This is a genomic window from Rhizobium sp. CF122, assembly GCF_000282035.1.
GTDB lineage: Bacteria > Pseudomonadota > Alphaproteobacteria > Rhizobiales > Rhizobiaceae > Rhizobium.
Map to the genome: position 1 here is coordinate 41,561 of NZ_AKKA01000083.1, position 15,132 is coordinate 56,692.

The following is a 15,132-nucleotide window of genomic DNA, read 5'->3' on the forward strand; positions in this document are numbered from 1 at the left end:
ATCCGCGTTGCATTCGGCGCGCGTTCATCGGCCGACGGTCGCTATCCCATATCGATCCTGACCATGGGGCGCGAGACCGAGTTCGGGAAAAACCCCTCCCGAAAATATATCATAAGTTGTGTAACGTGCCGAGAAATTGGACGCGGTTCCGCCAGAGGGACCGGCAATCCAAACCCCATTTCCCGGTCGCCCGCGCATGATGCGCGGCGCAGCATGAACCTGCTCATTTTTGCCGGACGTGTAGCGGGGGAAGCTGCACCTAAGCTGGGGAAAAATTTGTTCAAAATCGCAAGAACCAACGCCGCAGCGCCGCTCATGCCGGGCTCACTGGATATCAGCAATCATGATCCTGAAATGCTGGCGCAGTTTTCCATTTCGGAAACCTGGGTCGGAGACTTCTCCACCGGCGTGATCCACCTCAAGGAATGGAGTGCCATGCTGCACGGGCTTCCCGCGCGGGAATGCGGGCTTCTCAGCCTCATGCGCTGTTACGACCCGAAGGATCACGACCGCATCCTGGAGCTCTTCGAACAGGCTGCGACGCTTTCTTCTTCCTTCTGCTTTTCGACCACGATCATGATGCCGAACGGCTTCCGTCAACCATTGTTCTGCATGGGGGAGTCGAACGGTCACGACGACGCCTACAGCGGCAGCATGCTTGGTGTCTTCGTCTTTCCTCGATTCAAGACGAATGCCGGCAGCGAGTTCGCGCGGCGCCAATAGAAGCGTCCGCCACACACAAAAAGCCGGGCCCTTTGGAACCGGCTTTTTCTTTGCCTTGGCTCGGCTTTAGGCAGGGCGCGCAGGTATATTCAAGCCCTTTTCGGATGCTGGCCGAGCGATGCAGCGCTCAAGCCAGGCCATCACCGCCGGAAAGCTCTTATAATCAAGCACTTCGCGGCCGCCATAGAACACGTCGGCACCACGGAGCCACGGGAAGGTGGCGATATCGGCGATCGTATAAAGGTCGCCCATGATCCACTGGCGGCCCTGCAGCCGCGCTTCCAGCACGCTCAGCAGCCGCTTGGATTCGTCACGGTAGCGCTCCATCGGGTAGGAGTTGTTGGCGACCTTGTCGGCCGCGAACTTGTAGAAGTGCCCGAACTGACCGAACATCGGCCCGATACCGGCCATCTGGAAGAAGACCCACTGGATCGTCTCATAGCGTCCTGCCGCATCGGCAGGAATGAGTTTGCCTGTCTTCTCAGCGAGATAGAGCAGGATGGCACCGGATTCGAAAATGCCGATCGGCTTTCCATCCGGGCCATTGGGATCGATGATCGCCGGGATGCGGCCGTTCGGGTTAAGCGACACGAACTCCGGAGACTTCTGGTCATTCGTGCTGAACGAAATCAGATGCGGCTCGTAGGGTAAGCCAAGCTCTTCAAGCGCGATCGATATCTTGACGCCGTTCGGCGTCGGCAACGAGTAAAGCTGGATAACGTTGGAATCCGCTGATGGCCAGCGCGTCGTGATCGGAAAAGCGGAAAGATCTTCCATTGGGGTCTCCATCTTGGGCGGCCGACCATAGAAGAGGGGTATCGCCGATGGCAAGCCGACTTCGTCGTCGATCCATCGTTCAATAATAGAGAACGAACTGTCCCCTTCCGTCTATCTTTCCACGACAGCAAAAAAAGGCGACAAAACGGCATGCGAGGTCGAAACCGTGCCGGGGAGCACAACGACCTCAAACGCCATTCAAACGGAGACATTGTCCCATGTCGAATACCAACAACGCCATCATTCTCGTCGCTCGCATTCTCCTCTCCTTCATGTTCATCCTTGCTGGCTTCGGCAAGCTCACGGACGTCGCTGGCACTGCCGGCATGATCGCCGGCGCTGGCCTTCCTGCTGCTACCGCCCTTGCCTATCTCGCCGGCGCCTTCGAGCTGGTGACGGGCCTTGCCGTTCTCGTCGGCTTCCAGACGAAGATCGTCGGTTGGCTGCTCGCCGTCTTCTGTGTCTTCACGGCCGTCCTCTTCCACCTGCCCTACGCCAGCGGCGCGGAACTGGTTAACATCCTGAACCAGATCATGGTCATGAAGAACGTCACGCTGGCCGGCGCCTACATCCTGCTCGCCACCTACGGCCCGGGCGTCTACTCGCTCGATGCACGCCGCGGCGCCTACGCCACCACCCAAGCATGAAGAACCCGCCGTCACCAGACGGCGGTTTTTTTCGTGCCTGACGATTTTGAGACGGTCAGAGCGCCGAACGAACGGCGTCTACCAGTCCCTGGACTGTGGCGTCGTTCACATGGCTTTCTTTGCGCGCCCTGACGAAGCAAGCCTCGGAGCGAAGAATGACGCCATCGGACAGGATCTTCAGGTTGTTTGCACGAAGGGTCGAGCCGGTCGAGGTGATATCGACGATGATGTCGGCGGAACCTGAGGCCGGCGCCCCTTCCGTTGCCCCAAGGCTCTCGACGATGCGGTAGAGCTGGATGCCGTGCTGACTGGAGAAGAACTGTTGCGTCAGCCGCCAGTATTTCGTGGCGATCGCCAGGCGCCGGCCGTGGCGGGCGCGGAAATCGGAGGCAACATCGCCGAGGTCGGCCATGGTGTCGACATCGAGCCAGATTTCCGGGACAGCAACCACGACATCAGCGTGGCCGAAACCGAGACGGGCACAGACCTCCACACGCTTATCCGCCTCCGCCAGCCCCTCGCGGATAAGATCCTCACCGGTGACGCCGAAATCGACCGTGCCGTTGCCGAGCTCGCGGGAAATCTCGGAGGCGGAGAGGAAGGCCACTTCGACGTCGTCCCATCCCTCAACCCGTCCGCGATAGGAGCGATCGTTGCCGACAGCGGTGATTCTGATGCCGGCGCGTTCGAAGATCGCCGAAGCATCGTCTTTCATGCGGCCCTTAGAGGGCAGTGCGATGGTAATCGTCATCAGGCAGCCCTCTCCGCTTCGATGCGATCCAGCCAGAGCGAGAAGCCGACGGCCGGAATGCGGTCCTTGGCGCCAAGGAAGGTCATCAACTTATCGAAACGGCCGCCACCGGCGAGAACGGCCGACGTGCCCTGAACGCCAATCTCGAAAACCAGACCGGTGTAGTAATCCAGCGGGCGCCCGAAGGCTGCGCGGTAATCGATCAGCGCGAGATCGACGCCGGCATTCGCCAACGCGGCGACGCGACCGTCGAAGCGCGCAAGCGCGTTACCGAGCTTGAGGCCCGCGGCATCGGCAAAGCCAGCCAGCGCCGCCGAGGCATTGATCAGCGGCACATTCAGCGACAAGAATTCCTCGAGCACGCGGAAGGCCGCGTCATCGAGGCGCGTTTCGGAGAGGATGAGTTTCTCCTTCAAGCGACGCGCGATTTCCAGCGGCGAGCGGCTTGCATTCGTCGAATAGCCCGTCGCCTGCATCGTCGCATCGATATGCGCGACCAGTGCGGCTTCGTCGTCGGCGGCGATCAGATGCGCGATCTCGTTGCTCAGCCCGGTGACGAACTGAGGGCTGACAAGGCTCGCCAGCAGAGCTTCGAGCTGGCTCATGTTGCCGAAGGCGTGGATCAGCCGCTTCTGCCAGCCGAGCGGCAGGCCGAGCGCCTGCACGACCGCTTCGAAGACGGCCTGATCGCCGAGGGTGACCGCAAGGCGCTTACCCGGAACGACACGCTCCAAGACGCCGATCGCATCGCCGATTGCCCGCGCGTCGGCAGCGGCGATATTGATGTCGCCGAGATCCTCGATCCCGGCCTGATAGAACTCGCTTCCGCCTTCGCGCCGCTGGCGGAAGACTTCGCCGAGATAGGAATAGCGCTTCGGCGTGCCGGTCGCGCTCTCGATGTGGCGTAGACAGACGGGAATCGTGAATTCGGGACGCAGGCAGAGGCTGGCACCTGTCTCGCTCTCGGTCATGAAGATGCGGCGGCGAAGATCCTCACCGGCGATATCGAGGAAGGGTTCGGCGGGCTGGATGACGGGTGTGTCCACCCTCTCCGTCTTTCGCGCCGCAAACTCTGAGAGGAGATCGCCGGAGAAGTCCGGCAGGTTGATCAGGGCCATCTCAGCCCGCCCTCTTCCGGTCTTCGGCCTGCGCCGCCAAAATTTCCTTGACCTTGGCGACCAGATCGCTTTCGGCAACAGTCTCCTGGGCGACGCGCGCCTCGCGCCAGCTGGCGTTGTCCTCGATCTCGCCCGACAGGCGCTTGCCCTCGATTAGGTCCTTGATCTGCACGACGCCCTCAGCGCGCTCGTCGCCGCCCTGAATGATGGCAACGGGGCAGCCGCGGCGGTCGGCATATTTCAGCTGGTTGCCGAATTTCTTCCAGTTGCCCTGATACATCTCGGCGCGGACGCCGGCCTTGCGCAGTTCCTGCGTCATGCGCTGGTAGCGGCCCATTACCTCGACATCGCCGTCCATGACGGTCACCAGAACAGGCTCGATGACGTCGGCCTGGCCGAGCTTTCCGAGGTTCTTCAGCGCCGTCATCAGGCGCGAGACGCCGATGGAAAAGCCGGTGGCCGGCACCGCCTGGCCCATGAAGCGGGACACAAGGCCGTCGTAGCGACCGCCGCCGCCGACGGAACCGAAAACGACCTTTTCGCCCTTCTCGTTGGTCACGTCGAAACTCAATTCGGCCTCGTAGACCGGACCGGTGTAGTATTCGAGACCGCGGATGACAGATGGATCTATCCTGATACGATCCTCATCATAGCCGGCCGCTCTTACGAGCGCCTCTATCTTTTGCAGTTCGGCGTGGCCCGCAGCATAAAGATCGCTCGCCGGGCGGAAATCATCCCCTTTGAGATAGCCCAGGATAAACTCAATCTGATCTGCGGTCAGGCCAGCGCCCTTGGTAAAGTCACCTGACTCATCCTTACGGCCACCACCCAGTAGCAGTCGCACGCCGTCGAAGCCGAACTTATCGAGCTTATCGATTGCGCGCAGCACGCCCAAACGCCGACCAGCATTCTGTTCGCCACCAAGGCCCGCTTCCTCCATGACGCCATCGATAACTTTGCGGTTGTTGACACGGACCACGTACTGCCCGGCTAGACCAAGCGCATCCATCGTGTCCGCCATCATCATGCACATCTCGGCATCCGCCGAGACATCTGGTGCGCCGACGGTATCGGCGTCGAACTGCATGAACTGGCGGAAACGGCCCGGACCCGGCTTCTCGTTGCGGAAGACATAGCCGGCGCGATAGGTGCGGTACGGCAGCTGGATCTCGTTGAATTTCTCGGCGACAAGACGGGCGAGCGGCGCCGTCAGGTCGTAGCGCAAGGACATCCACTGCTCGTCGTCGTCCTGCAGCGAGAAGACGCCTTCGTTCGGTCGGTCGGCATCGGGCAAGAACTTGCCGAGCGCATCGGTATATTCGAAGAGCGGCGTTTCGACAGGATCGAAACCATAATGCTCATAGACTTCCCGGATCTTCGCGGTCATTTCGTTGACGGCACGAATGTCGGCTGCCGAACGATCGACGAAGCCGCGTGGAAGTCTGGCCTTGAGCTTTTGTGGTTTCTTCTGCTTGTCGTTCATTTCCAAGGTATTCCGCTCGCTGTGACAGTGGCGGTTTCCTAGCGGAAAGGGCCGGATGCGGCAAGGGCGAAGGCCCTTGATCCGGAACACAGAATCAATTGAACGAGGGAGAATGGATCGAATGGCGGGAGCTACATCATGATCGCGGAGGCACTTCTCTACGCCGCGACCGTTCCGATGACGCTGAAGGCGCATCGCCGGTTCATCCGATACTCCGTCAATCTATGGTCCCGCGCCGGCCGCTGCAGCCGGCAATGGGAGGAGCACGAGGAGCGTAGCCGGAGCGCTGTAAGGAGCGCCATGGCGGGTTTGCGGCAGAGGCGGACGGTGGTCGTTTTGGGATCCGGCCTGCTGCGTGATGTGCCGATAAAGGAGCTGGCCGAGACCTTTGACACCGTCGTGATCGTCGATCTCGTGCATCTTGCCTCGGTGCGCCTGTGGCTTCGGTTCAAGCGATACCGCAATGTTCGCCTGATCGAGCGTGACCTTTCGGGTTCTGACGAGCTTGCCGGGGGTAAACAGCCGGAGCCGCTCGCCTTTCTGAGGACCGTCCCGTATCTCGATTTCGTCATCTCGGCCAATCTCCTCTCCCAGATCGGTCGTGGCGCAAAACGCTACGAGGCGGAAGAGAAAGGCGCCATGCCCTCCGATACCGTCACGCGACTGATCGAGGCACACCGTTCTGGGCTGGAGGCAGCGCCCTGCAAGACCTGCCTGATTACCGATGTCTGCTATGCGGTCATCGACCGCAGCGGGAAGCTTCATGAGGAGGCTGACCTGCTGCACGGCGTGTCGCTGTCATCGGTTCAAGCCAACTGGACATGGCCCGTGGCGCCACTCGGCGAGGAGAGCGCCGACTATCAGATCGTGCATAAGGTCGTTGCCGCCTATTGAGGCTCGTCTCTTCCGAGCCCGAATCTCGTTCAGGATGAGGTAGTCAGTTCGAGCCGCGCCGAGGTGTCCTCAGTTGACAAATGGCGGACAGCCCATAGTCTGCGTGTACGCCTTTGAAATCGCAACCGTTCGAAGATGAGGATCATGCCTATGGCAAAGTGCATGAGACGGCTTCTAGTAGCGAATCTTGCCCTTTGCCTTTCGGCTTTCGCGGCAGCCGCTGCGACGCTCGACACGATCACTGAGCGCAACAGCGTGCGCATCGGCTACATCGCCGACGAGGCGCCCTTCTCCTCCAGCAAGCCGGGCATTAATCCGACGGGATATGCTATCGACCTCTGTGGCAAGATCGCCGATGAACTAGAACGTCAAGTTCCGCAACTGAAGCGCGAATACATAGAGATGACCCTCGCCAACGGCTTCGATGCGGTGAAGAATGGAGAGGTCGATCTGCTTTGCGGTGCGATCACCGTCACTTTGAAGAGGCGGGAAATCGTCGACTTCTCACAGCCCATCTTCCTGACCGGGGCGACTGCGCTGCTCCGCAAAGATTCGCCCAACTACCTGCAGACTCTTTTTCTCGACAAGCCCGCTGTTCGCTCCGTTAGCCAGAGTGTCGCATCCACGCGCGTAATCGGCGTGCGTGCAAGCACGACAACGGGAGCGACGCTGCGCGAGGCGCTGGCAACCCAGGTGTCGAAGACGAGGCTTGCCGATTTCGAGACGCACGAGGACGGGCTTACGGCGCTGGAGGATCACAAGATCGATGCCTATATCGCCGATCAGGTGCTGCTCATCAGCCTGGCCAAGCGGGCGCGCGATCCGTCCTCGCTCGAGATCGGCGATCGGCTGTTTACGCACGAACCCTATGCGATAGCGCTACGTCGCGACGACGCCAACTTCCGCCTGCTGGCCGATCGTGCACTGACGTATTTCTATCTGTCGGACGATTTTCTGCCGCTGCTGGAAACCTATTTCGGAGCGGAGGCGCCGATGCTGCACACGCAAATCATTATGGAGCATGTGCCCTATTGATATTGACCAGATCAAGTCAAAGTCGCTGGGCGGCCTGCACCGTAATCTCGCGATATGCATCCGCTACGGGTTTAATGCTGCAACCGCGCTGGTAGCGCCTGCCAAATCCGCAAAAAGCACCTTGGCTTCTTCGTGTCGTGTTCCTATTTTGACGGCATGCGCTTTCTTGCAATCATAGCGATGGTGTTCGCCTGGCTTGCTTACGGCACCATGTCCGCCTGGGCTGGCTGTCCGACATGCCTGTCCATGCAAACCGTCGCTTCGAATGCCAGCGTCGAGCATCAGCACATGAGCGGGATGGATATGGGCGAGAAAGCCAAATCGCCGGCGCCACAACAGGATCCCTGCTCAGCCAGCGGCATGGTGCACATGCCTTTCTGCTCGGCCTGTCTTGTCGTGCCGCCGTCGATGACTTTCGCTGCAACCGGCAAGCAAGTATTTTCCTATCCTGCTCCCGGACCCGCTCATGCCATGCGGGATGCGCGACCTGCGCCGCTGGCGCCGCCTCCCCGGCTCATCTGACAGGCTTTCATGGACCGCTGCGGTTTCGACCGCGCATTGAATTCCAGTATCAGACAGAGGAAGGAAATCCCATGTCTCTGAAAGTTATCGTCATCGCCACGGCTCTTGCACTCTCGGCCACGTTCGCCGCCGCCGAGGACATGCAAATGGACATGAGCAAGCCGATGGGCGACCACAGCGCAGCAAGCCATGCTTTTGCTGAAGCCAACTCCAAGATGCACAAGGATATGGCGATCACCTATAGCGGTGATGAAGATGTCGATTTTGTCCGCGGTATGATTCCGCATCATCAGGGCGCGATCGACATGGCGAAGATCGAGCTGAAGTACGGCAAGGATCCGGAAATTCGCAAGCTCGCCGAAGCGGTGATCAAGGCCCAGGAGGCGGAGATCGCCGACATGCAGGCCTGGCTCAAGGCACAAGGCAAGTAATCGCAAAGGACGCCGGGGTATAAAGCTCCGGCGTCCGCTTCACTAGACTTCGATCAGGCTCTTGGTTCAAATGGTTCCGGTCGGCGACCGGCTCCCTGTCGCGCAAGCATCCAGCCCGGATATTCAGGCGCGAGTTCGCTGACGTCATCCAGTTTCTTCAGGTCGCCGGCATCGAGTTTCAAATTGACGGCCGCCAGGTTCTGGTCGAGCTGCTCGACGCGCTTGGCCCCGATGATGACAGTCGTCACGAAAGGCTTGGCGAGGATATAGGCAAGCGCCACGGTCGCGACGCTCGTGCCGTGCTTCTCGGCGATCTCGCGCATGACGGCAACGCAGGCCCAGGCGCGATCCTTGTCTACCGGCGGGAAGTCGAACGAGGCGCGGCGCCCTTCCCCATTGCCTGGGGCTCCCGGCCCATACTTGCCGGAGAGGAGGCCACCAGCCAGCGGCGACCAGACCATCAGCCCGAGCTTCTCTTCCTGCATCATTGGCACGATCTCACGTTCCAGATCGCGCCCGGCGATCGAATAGTAGGCCTGTACCGTCTCGAAGCGCGCGAAGCCGCGGCGTTCGGAGATGCCGAGCGCCTTGGCGATGCGCCATGCCTGCCAGTTGGAGACGCCGACATAGCGCACCAGACCGCGAGACACGAGATCGTCCAAGGCGCGCAGCGTCTCGTCGATCGGCGTGGCCGTATCGGTGGCGTGGATCTGATAGAGATCGATATGATCGGTCTGCAGGCGCTTCAGGCTCGCCTCGACCGAATCCATGATGTGGCCACGTGAGGCGCCGCGGTCGTTTGGCTTGTCGCCCATGACGCCGTAGACCTTCGTGGCGATGACCACGTCCTTGCGAGGAACGCCCAGGTTCTTCAGGGCCTGGCCGAGCAGCTTCTCGGATTCGCCGAAGGAATAGACGTCGGCCGTGTCAATGAAATTCACGCCAGCGGCAAGCGACCTTTCGACGATCTGGTCAGCCGCCTTCTGATCAACATCAGCAATGGACCCCCAGATATTGCCCTCGCCGGCGGCTCCAAAGGTCATGGTGCCGAGGCAGATTTCGGAGACGAATAGTCCCGTATTTCCAAGTTGATTGTAACGCATGGTCGAAGATTTCCTTGTGTCGACCGCGGGCACTGCCCACGGACAGATGAATTCATTTTTTGGTTATTGGCCTGCGCATGACGGGAACAGCCGGAATACGGCTGCGCGGGAGGCACTATCGATGTAAGGCGAGACAGCGGCATTTCAACATGCCGTGTACTCGCCTCACGGCTTTGCGATCCCCTTGTTTCGCGTCAGTCTTTCAATAGATTCCAACCAGATCACTCGGAGATGGGCGATGACGACTCGCGCGCTGACAACCATCGGCTTCGATGCCGACGACACGCTCTGGCAGAATGAGCAATACTACCGGCTGACCGAGGCGCACTTCACCGAGTTGCTGGCCGATTATGCAGACGGCCCGAGGATCTCGGAGCGCTTGCTGGAGGCAGAGAAGCGCAATCTCCGCCACTACGGCTTCGGCATCAAGGGATTTACCCTGTCGATGATCGAGACGGCGATCGAAGTCACCGAAGGCAAGGTGCCTGCCAGCGTCATTGCCGGCATCCTCGACACCGGCCGCGACCTGCTTTCCCACCCGGTCGAGACCCTGCCACACGTACAGGAGACGCTCGCGGCGCTCTCGGAGAATTATCTGCTGGTAATGATCACCAAGGGCGACCTGTTCGATCAGGAGCGCAAGCTGGCGCAATCCGGGCTCGGCGACTTCTTTCACGCCGTTGAGATTGTTTCCGACAAAACCGCCGTGACGTATCGGCGGATCTTCTCCAAGGTCGGCGGCGGCCCGGAACGGGCCATGATGGTCGGCAACTCGCTGAAATCAGACATTGTCCCGGCAATCGCCGCCGGCAGCTACGGTGTCTTCGTGCCACACGAGCTCACCTGGGTGATCGAGCATGTCGAGGAACCGAAGGACGCACCGCGCTTTCGCAAGATCGAACATCTCGGCGAACTGCGTGGGCTGATCGAAGGTCTTGGCTAAACCCGTTGTCACTGCCTTGAGGGAAAGAGTGGCGACGGCGATTGCTTCTCGGCCGGAGCGGTTGGTTGCGGCGCTGTCGCCTGAGGCTCGACGAGAATGCTGTAGGGTGCGCCAAGGCCGCGGCGCGGCGATACCTTGGAATAGTAAGGCCGCAGCAGCCAGGTGGTGTTGTCCTTCACGGTGATATTGTAGCTGCTGCCATCCTCGTCGGTACCGAAGATTGCCTCCTCATCGGGCGTTGCGAGATCGAATATCGAGAGGAAGGCAAACTTGCTCTTCGTCGAGAAGCTGACCTTCACATGCTGGCCCGCCTTGACCGGAAGCGTGTAGACGCGCCCGTTGCCGAACTTCGTCCAGCCCTTGAGCTCCATGGTTGCGGCCGGAAACTGTAGCTTTTCCAGTCGCTCGCCAGGCTGCAGCTCCGGTGACTGGGCGAATGCCATGGACGCTACCAGGCAGAAGGCGACGGTTGCCGCGAGCGCCTTCATGGGCGCACCAGCGCATCGCGCATCGCCTCTACCTCGACGCGGCAGAAACAACCTTCAACATGATCGTTGACGAGACCCATTGCCTGCATGAAGGCATAAACTGTGGTCGGGCCGACAAACGTCCACCCGCGTTTCTTCAGATTCTTGGAAATGACGACCGATGTCGGCGTTGTCGGGTTGGCCATAACAGCGGCACGGTCGACCACCTTCGGCCGCTCGTTGTGACCGGGTTCAAAGCTCCAGAAATAGCGGCCAAGCGAGCCGAACTCCTGCTGCAATTCAATCGCACGTCGGGCATTGTTGATCGTCGAAACGATCTTGCCGCGATGGCGCACGATGCCGGGATCGGCAAGGCAGCGCTCGATATCGCTGTCGTCGAAAAGCGCAACCTTCTCGAAATCGAAGCCGGCGAAGGCAGCGCGGAAATTGTCGCGCTTGCGCAGGATGGTGAGCCAGGACAAGCCGGACTGGAACCCCTCCAGGCAGATCTTCTCGAAGAGGCGGGTATCATCCGTTACCGGGCGTCCCCATTCCTCATCGTGATATCTGAGATAATCCGGGAGGTTGGCATGCCAGTGACAGCGGCTCTTGCCGTCTTCGCCGATAATAATGCCCGTATCGCTCATGATCCCGCTTCGCTTTCGTGCTGCGAATCCGGCTTTACCATTTGCAAACTCTGTTTCCAAACCGAACGATAACCCTGACGAAAAGTTTATCTCGCGCTTCAGACTTGAATGAACTCAAATTTACTATTCGCTGGCGGGAACGATGGCAGCGTGAAGGCAGGCGGCCGCTGCCGTCCGCGCATTTCGGCCATTTGTAGAGAGTCCGTCCGATGATGAAATCCCTTATGCTCGCCGCAGCGATGCTCGGCGTCTTTTCCACGGCCGCGCTTGGCGACGACCGCTACGCGACACGCCCGCCGGTCGTGCTGAGCCCGGATCTTGCAGCCCCGTGGATCATGCAGCTCGGCGGCAAGGTTCGTCCCGTCGTCTACCAGCGACCGGTCGTTGCGCAGCGCGGTCTGTTCACGTCCGGCGCCTTCGGCCGCGCTCCTGCGGCCAAGGCGCAGCCGGTATCCGCCATCAATCCTGGTGTTCCCGTCATCCGTCGTCAGCTTGAGCCGCAATACCTGCCGCAGATCGTCACCTACGAAACCAAGGAACAGCCCGGCACGATCGTCATCGATACCAATAGCCGCTTCCTTTATCTGGTCATGGACGGCGGCAAGGCGCGGCGTTACGGCGTCGGCGTCGGCAAGCCGGGCTTCGAATGGGCCGGCGTGCACAAGATCACCCGCAAGTCCGAATGGCCGGACTGGACGCCGCCTTCGGAAATGATCGGTCGCGAAGCTGCGAAGGGCCACTATCTTCCCGCGCGCATGGACGGCGGTCCCGGGAACCCGCTCGGCGCGCGTGCCATGTATCTCGGTTCGACGCTCTATCGCATTCATGGAACCAATGCGCCGTGGACGATCGGCAACGCCGTGTCCTCCGGCTGCATCAGGCTGCGCAATGAAGACGTTGTTGACCTTTACGAACGCGTAAAGGTTGGAACCCGCGTCATCGTCATGTAAGGGCCTATCAATACCGGCGCGGAGCCGGGAATAGTTGAAATTAGACATCGCAGCTGCTTCATTCCGCGCCCAACATCTTGAACTGGACCGAAGTTCGGGTAGCTTCGGTCCGGTTTTGCTTTGAGGGAATCAACCATGCTGAAATTCGCGACGGCTCTTGCGGCCGCCGGCCTTCTGGTCTCTTCCATGTCCACATCGGTTTCGGCGCAGCCGATTACGCCTGTTCACGATGGCGCACCTGTCGTTCGGGTTGCCTCGCCGCCGAAATCGGTCAAGCCGCAGTTCAAGCGCCAGCGCGTGCGCCTCGTCACGAACGAAACGCCCGGCACGATCATCATCGATACCAACAACAAGTTCCTGTATCTCGTCGAAGCCAAGAACCGCGCGACGCGCTACGGCATCGGCGTCGGCCGCGAGGGCTTCGGCTGGTCAGGTGTGGTCAAGATCGGCCGCAAGGCAGAGTGGCCGACCTGGACGCCGCCGGCTGAGATGCGCGTTCGCGAGGCGGCGAAGGGTCATATCATCCCGGCCTTCCAGGAAGGCGGCGAGGACAATCCGCTCGGTGCCCGCGCGATGTATCTCTACAAGGGCGGCCGCGACACGATCTTCCGCATCCATGGCACCAACCAGCCATGGACGATCGGCCTGAACATGTCGTCCGGCTGCATCCGCATGATGAACAAGGATGTGATCGAACTCTACGATCGCGCGCCGGTCGGCACCAAGGTCATCGTCATCGGTCCCGGCAACAAGCAGGGCGAGATCAGCTTCGAGGATCGTGGCATCGACGTGTTGCGGACGCTGTTCGGCGGCTGAGACAAGTAATCAGGCGGCCGGACAACCGGTCGCCTATTTTGATCCGCAGCTGACCTTGCCGGTGGCTGTGAATGGTTTCGCGCCACCTTCGAGAGCGAGTTCATAGGTCCCCGAGAATGCGTTCATGGATTTGCCGCGCTGGCCGGCAATCACGATCAGGCTGATTCCCTGACCATTCGCATCGTCGCCACCTTCATAGAACACCTCCAGCCGCAATTCGCCGTCATACGACCAATGGTGCGTCAGGTTTTCTGAAGTGACGGCAATCTTCTTGAGCGCTTGCGTGATGTCGCCGCTCTTAATCACCAGTGCGCCGCGAAAATGATTGAGCTTGTGGCCGCCTCCGGCCTCGAAGCCGCTTTCCACCGTGAAGCGCACATCCTTGTCATCCGCCGAGCAGAAAAAGCGAGTGTCTGCATGGGCGGCACTGGCCGCACCACAGAAAACCGTAAGCGCGAGGATTGTGCGATACATGGCGGGCTCCTGAGATCGCCGGACGATCCGGCGCCGCTAAGCTAAGTGCAAACCCTTTAATTTTTCCGGTATGTCCCCGCCATAGGCCCAATCCAGCAGCTGGATCGTGTGGACGATCGGAACGGCGGTCCCGGTCGCAATCTGCATCATGCAGCCAATGTTGCCAGTGGCGATTACATGCGACTTGGTTGCCTCGAGATTCTTGACCTTGCGGGCCTTGAGCGTATCGGAAATATCAGACTGCAGGATGTTGTAGGTGCCAGCGGAGCCACAACACAGGTGACCTTCGGCAGGATCCCGGACATTGAAGCCCGCAGCCTTCAACAGCTGCTTCGGCGCCATTGTGATTTTCTGGCCGTGCTGCATCGAACAGGCCGAATGGTAGGCGACGGTGATGCCCTTCGGCACCTGCGCGGGGAGCTCGAGGGATACGAGAAATTCTGTAATGTCCTTCGCCAGGGACGAGACGCGCGCCGCCTTTTCGGCATAGGCAGCATCAAGCCGCAGCATATGGCCATAGTCCTTGATCGTTGTGCCGCAGCCGGAGGCGGTGATGATAATTGCGTCGAGCCCGCCCCTCTCGATTTCCCGCGTCCACACATCGATGTTGGCACGTGCGCTCGCCAATGCCTGCTCCTCGCGTCCCATGTGATGGACGAGCGAGCCGCAGCAGCTCTCTCCCTTCGGAACGACGACTTCGACTCCGAACCGCGTGAGGAGGCTGATCGTCGCTTCGTTGATGCCGGGATCCAACACCGGCTGCGCGCAACCGGTCAGGATCGCCACGCGGCCACGCTTCTCACCGACCGCCGGGTGGCTCGCCGGCACGGCATAGGCGGAAGCCGGAGGAATGTGGCGCGGCGCCAGCGCCAGCATCGCGGCAAATGGTTTCAATGCGGGCGCACGCTGCAAAAGGCCAGCCAACGGACGGCCCGCCGACGACAGCTTGAGTGCCAGGCGAAATCGATCGGGATAAGGCAGAACAGCGGCAAGGATGGCGCGCACCAGCCGGTTCATGAACGGACGCTTGTAGGTCTTTTCGATATGCGCCCGTGCGTGGTCGACCAGGTGCATGTAATCGACGCCGGAAGGACAGATCGTCACGCAGGCGAGACAGGAGAGACAACGGTCGATATGGGTGACGACCTCGGCGTCCGCCGGGCGCCCGTTTTCCAGCATGTCCTTGATCAGGTAGATGCGCCCGCGCGGGCTGTCTAGCTCGTTGCCGAGCGTCACATAGGTCGGACAGGTCGCGGTGCAGAAGCCGCAATGCACGCATTTGCGCAGGATCTTCTCGGATTCGGCAACATCAGGGTCGGCAAGCTGGGCCGGCGTGAAATTGGTCTGCATT

At 60.4% G+C, this 15,132-nt stretch carries 17 protein-coding genes; 8 read left to right on the forward strand and 9 right to left on the reverse strand.

Annotated features, from left to right (window positions below; translation table 11 throughout):
* Positions 1-276 precede the first annotated feature (276 nt).
* Positions 277-723, forward strand: coding sequence for a hypothetical protein (locus PMI09_RS21100; protein WP_193385411.1), 447 nt, complete (start codon positions 277-279; stop codon positions 721-723).
* A gap of 66 nt (positions 724-789) precedes the next feature.
* Here the strand turns inward: PMI09_RS21100 and PMI09_RS21105 are convergent, their stop codons facing one another.
* Positions 790-1,500 (reverse strand): glutathione binding-like protein, encoded by a 711-nt coding sequence (locus tag PMI09_RS21105; protein ID WP_007799219.1) that lies wholly within the window; start codon positions 1,498-1,500, stop codon positions 790-792.
* Positions 1,501-1,718: 218 nt separating this feature from the next.
* On the opposite strand from PMI09_RS21105, the gene PMI09_RS21110 reads away from it, so the two are divergent.
* Positions 1,719-2,147: a DoxX family protein gene (locus tag PMI09_RS21110; RefSeq protein WP_007799221.1), complete on the forward strand. Its 429-nt coding sequence runs from the start codon at positions 1,719-1,721 to the stop codon at positions 2,145-2,147.
* 55 nt (positions 2,148-2,202) lie between these two features.
* Here PMI09_RS21110 and hisG read toward each other — a convergent pair whose 3' ends face one another.
* From hisG to hisS, 3 genes are read right to left on the reverse strand one after another with little or no spacing between them, the layout of a single operon-like run.
* Positions 2,203-2,898: an ATP phosphoribosyltransferase gene (gene hisG, locus PMI09_RS21115; RefSeq protein ID WP_007799223.1), complete on the reverse strand. Its 696-nt coding sequence runs from the start codon at positions 2,896-2,898 to the stop codon at positions 2,203-2,205.
* Complete coding sequence (locus tag PMI09_RS21120) at positions 2,898-4,016, reverse strand: ATP phosphoribosyltransferase regulatory subunit (RefSeq protein ID WP_007799226.1); 1,119 nt, start codon at positions 4,014-4,016, stop codon at positions 2,898-2,900. The genes hisG and PMI09_RS21120 overlap by 1 nt, the downstream gene beginning before the upstream one ends.
* 1 nt (position 4,017) lies before the next feature.
* Complete coding sequence (gene hisS, locus PMI09_RS21125; RefSeq protein WP_007799228.1) at positions 4,018-5,499, reverse strand: histidine--tRNA ligase; 1,482 nt, start codon at positions 5,497-5,499, stop codon at positions 4,018-4,020.
* A 138-nt stretch (positions 5,500-5,637) separates the two neighbouring features.
* On the opposite strand from hisS, the gene PMI09_RS21130 reads away from it, so the two are divergent.
* The 3 genes from PMI09_RS21130 (at position 5,638) to copM (ending at position 8,381) form a co-directional block, all read left to right on the forward strand.
* Positions 5,638-6,393, forward strand: a complete 756-nt coding sequence (locus tag PMI09_RS21130; protein WP_007799230.1) for a hypothetical protein — start codon at positions 5,638-5,640, stop codon at positions 6,391-6,393.
* A 150-nt stretch (positions 6,394-6,543) separates the two neighbouring features.
* The gene (locus PMI09_RS21135; protein ID WP_007799236.1) at positions 6,544-7,428 is read left to right on the forward strand and encodes an amino acid ABC transporter substrate-binding protein; all 885 of its coding nucleotides are present in this window, start codon (positions 6,544-6,546) and stop codon (positions 7,426-7,428) included.
* A gap of 593 nt (positions 7,429-8,021) precedes the next feature.
* Positions 8,022-8,381 (forward strand): CopM family metallochaperone, encoded by a 360-nt coding sequence (gene copM / locus PMI09_RS21145; RefSeq protein ID WP_007799237.1) that lies wholly within the window; start codon positions 8,022-8,024, stop codon positions 8,379-8,381.
* A 53-nt stretch (positions 8,382-8,434) separates the two neighbouring features.
* Here copM and PMI09_RS21150 read toward each other — a convergent pair whose 3' ends face one another.
* Complete coding sequence (locus PMI09_RS21150) at positions 8,435-9,484, reverse strand: aldo/keto reductase (protein ID WP_007799238.1); 1,050 nt, start codon at positions 9,482-9,484, stop codon at positions 8,435-8,437.
* Positions 9,485-9,722: 238 nt separating this feature from the next.
* Between PMI09_RS21150 and PMI09_RS21155 the strand changes: the two genes are divergently transcribed.
* On the forward strand, positions 9,723-10,427 hold the full coding sequence (locus PMI09_RS21155; RefSeq protein WP_007799239.1) for an HAD family hydrolase: 705 nt from the start codon (positions 9,723-9,725) through the stop codon (positions 10,425-10,427).
* 8 nt (positions 10,428-10,435) lie between these two features.
* On the opposite strand, the gene PMI09_RS21160 is transcribed toward PMI09_RS21155, so the two are convergent.
* Positions 10,436-10,915, reverse strand: a complete 480-nt coding sequence (locus tag PMI09_RS21160) for a hypothetical protein (RefSeq protein WP_007799242.1) — start codon at positions 10,913-10,915, stop codon at positions 10,436-10,438.
* Positions 10,912-11,541, reverse strand: a complete 630-nt coding sequence (locus tag PMI09_RS21165; protein WP_007799244.1) for a DNA-3-methyladenine glycosylase I — start codon at positions 11,539-11,541, stop codon at positions 10,912-10,914. The genes PMI09_RS21160 and PMI09_RS21165 overlap by 4 nt, the downstream gene beginning before the upstream one ends.
* 209 nt (positions 11,542-11,750) lie before the next feature.
* Between PMI09_RS21165 and PMI09_RS21170 the strand changes: the two genes are divergently transcribed.
* Together PMI09_RS21170 and PMI09_RS21175 are read left to right on the forward strand one after the other, a co-directional pair.
* Entirely contained in the window at positions 11,751-12,491 is a 741-nt protein-coding gene (locus PMI09_RS21170; RefSeq protein WP_007799247.1) for a L,D-transpeptidase, read from the forward strand.
* 135 nt (positions 12,492-12,626) lie between these two features.
* Positions 12,627-13,307 (forward strand): L,D-transpeptidase, encoded by a 681-nt coding sequence (locus PMI09_RS21175; RefSeq protein ID WP_007799253.1) that lies wholly within the window; start codon positions 12,627-12,629, stop codon positions 13,305-13,307.
* 33 nt (positions 13,308-13,340) lie between these two features.
* Here PMI09_RS21175 and PMI09_RS21180 read toward each other — a convergent pair whose 3' ends face one another.
* On the reverse strand, positions 13,341-13,781 hold the full coding sequence (locus PMI09_RS21180) for a hypothetical protein (RefSeq protein WP_007799255.1): 441 nt from the start codon (positions 13,779-13,781) through the stop codon (positions 13,341-13,343).
* 36 nt (positions 13,782-13,817) lie between these two features.
* Complete coding sequence (gene glcF / locus PMI09_RS21185; protein WP_007799257.1) at positions 13,818-15,131, reverse strand: glycolate oxidase subunit GlcF; 1,314 nt, start codon at positions 15,129-15,131, stop codon at positions 13,818-13,820.
* Between the last annotated feature and the right edge of the window lies 1 nt (position 15,132).

What these genes read in the sequence shown, in the direction of transcription:
- PMI09_RS21170 (WP_007799247.1), top strand. Translation starts at nt 11,751, where the DNA reads ATGATGAAATCCCTTATGCTCGCCGCAGCGATGCTCGGCGTCTTTTCC.
- PMI09_RS21130 (WP_007799230.1), top strand. Translation starts at nt 5,638, where the DNA reads ATGATCGCGGAGGCACTTCTCTACGCCGCGACCGTTCCGATGACGCTG.
- PMI09_RS21135 (WP_007799236.1), top strand. Translation starts at nt 6,544, where the DNA reads ATGGCAAAGTGCATGAGACGGCTTCTAGTAGCGAATCTTGCCCTTTGC.
- PMI09_RS21105 (WP_007799219.1), bottom strand. Translation starts at nt 1,500, where the DNA reads ATGGAAGATCTTTCCGCTTTTCCGATCACGACGCGCTGGCCATCAGCG.
- glcF (WP_007799257.1), bottom strand. Translation starts at nt 15,131, where the DNA reads ATGCAGACCAATTTCACGCCGGCCCAGCTTGCCGACCCTGATGTTGCC.
- PMI09_RS21150 (WP_007799238.1), bottom strand. Translation starts at nt 9,484, where the DNA reads ATGCGTTACAATCAACTTGGAAATACGGGACTATTCGTCTCCGAAATC.
- PMI09_RS21120 (WP_007799226.1), bottom strand. Translation starts at nt 4,016, where the DNA reads ATGGCCCTGATCAACCTGCCGGACTTCTCCGGCGATCTCCTCTCAGAG.
- PMI09_RS21180 (WP_007799255.1), bottom strand. Translation starts at nt 13,781, where the DNA reads ATGTATCGCACAATCCTCGCGCTTACGGTTTTCTGTGGTGCGGCCAGT.
- hisS (WP_007799228.1), bottom strand. Translation starts at nt 5,499, where the DNA reads ATGAACGACAAGCAGAAGAAACCACAAAAGCTCAAGGCCAGACTTCCA.
- hisG (WP_007799223.1), bottom strand. Translation starts at nt 2,898, where the DNA reads ATGACGATTACCATCGCACTGCCCTCTAAGGGCCGCATGAAAGACGAT.
- PMI09_RS21160 (WP_007799242.1), bottom strand. Translation starts at nt 10,915, where the DNA reads ATGAAGGCGCTCGCGGCAACCGTCGCCTTCTGCCTGGTAGCGTCCATG.
- PMI09_RS21155 (WP_007799239.1), top strand. Translation starts at nt 9,723, where the DNA reads ATGACGACTCGCGCGCTGACAACCATCGGCTTCGATGCCGACGACACG.
- PMI09_RS21110 (WP_007799221.1), top strand. Translation starts at nt 1,719, where the DNA reads ATGTCGAATACCAACAACGCCATCATTCTCGTCGCTCGCATTCTCCTC.
- PMI09_RS21165 (WP_007799244.1), bottom strand. Translation starts at nt 11,541, where the DNA reads ATGAGCGATACGGGCATTATTATCGGCGAAGACGGCAAGAGCCGCTGT.
- PMI09_RS21175 (WP_007799253.1), top strand. Translation starts at nt 12,627, where the DNA reads ATGCTGAAATTCGCGACGGCTCTTGCGGCCGCCGGCCTTCTGGTCTCT.
- copM (WP_007799237.1), top strand. Translation starts at nt 8,022, where the DNA reads ATGTCTCTGAAAGTTATCGTCATCGCCACGGCTCTTGCACTCTCGGCC.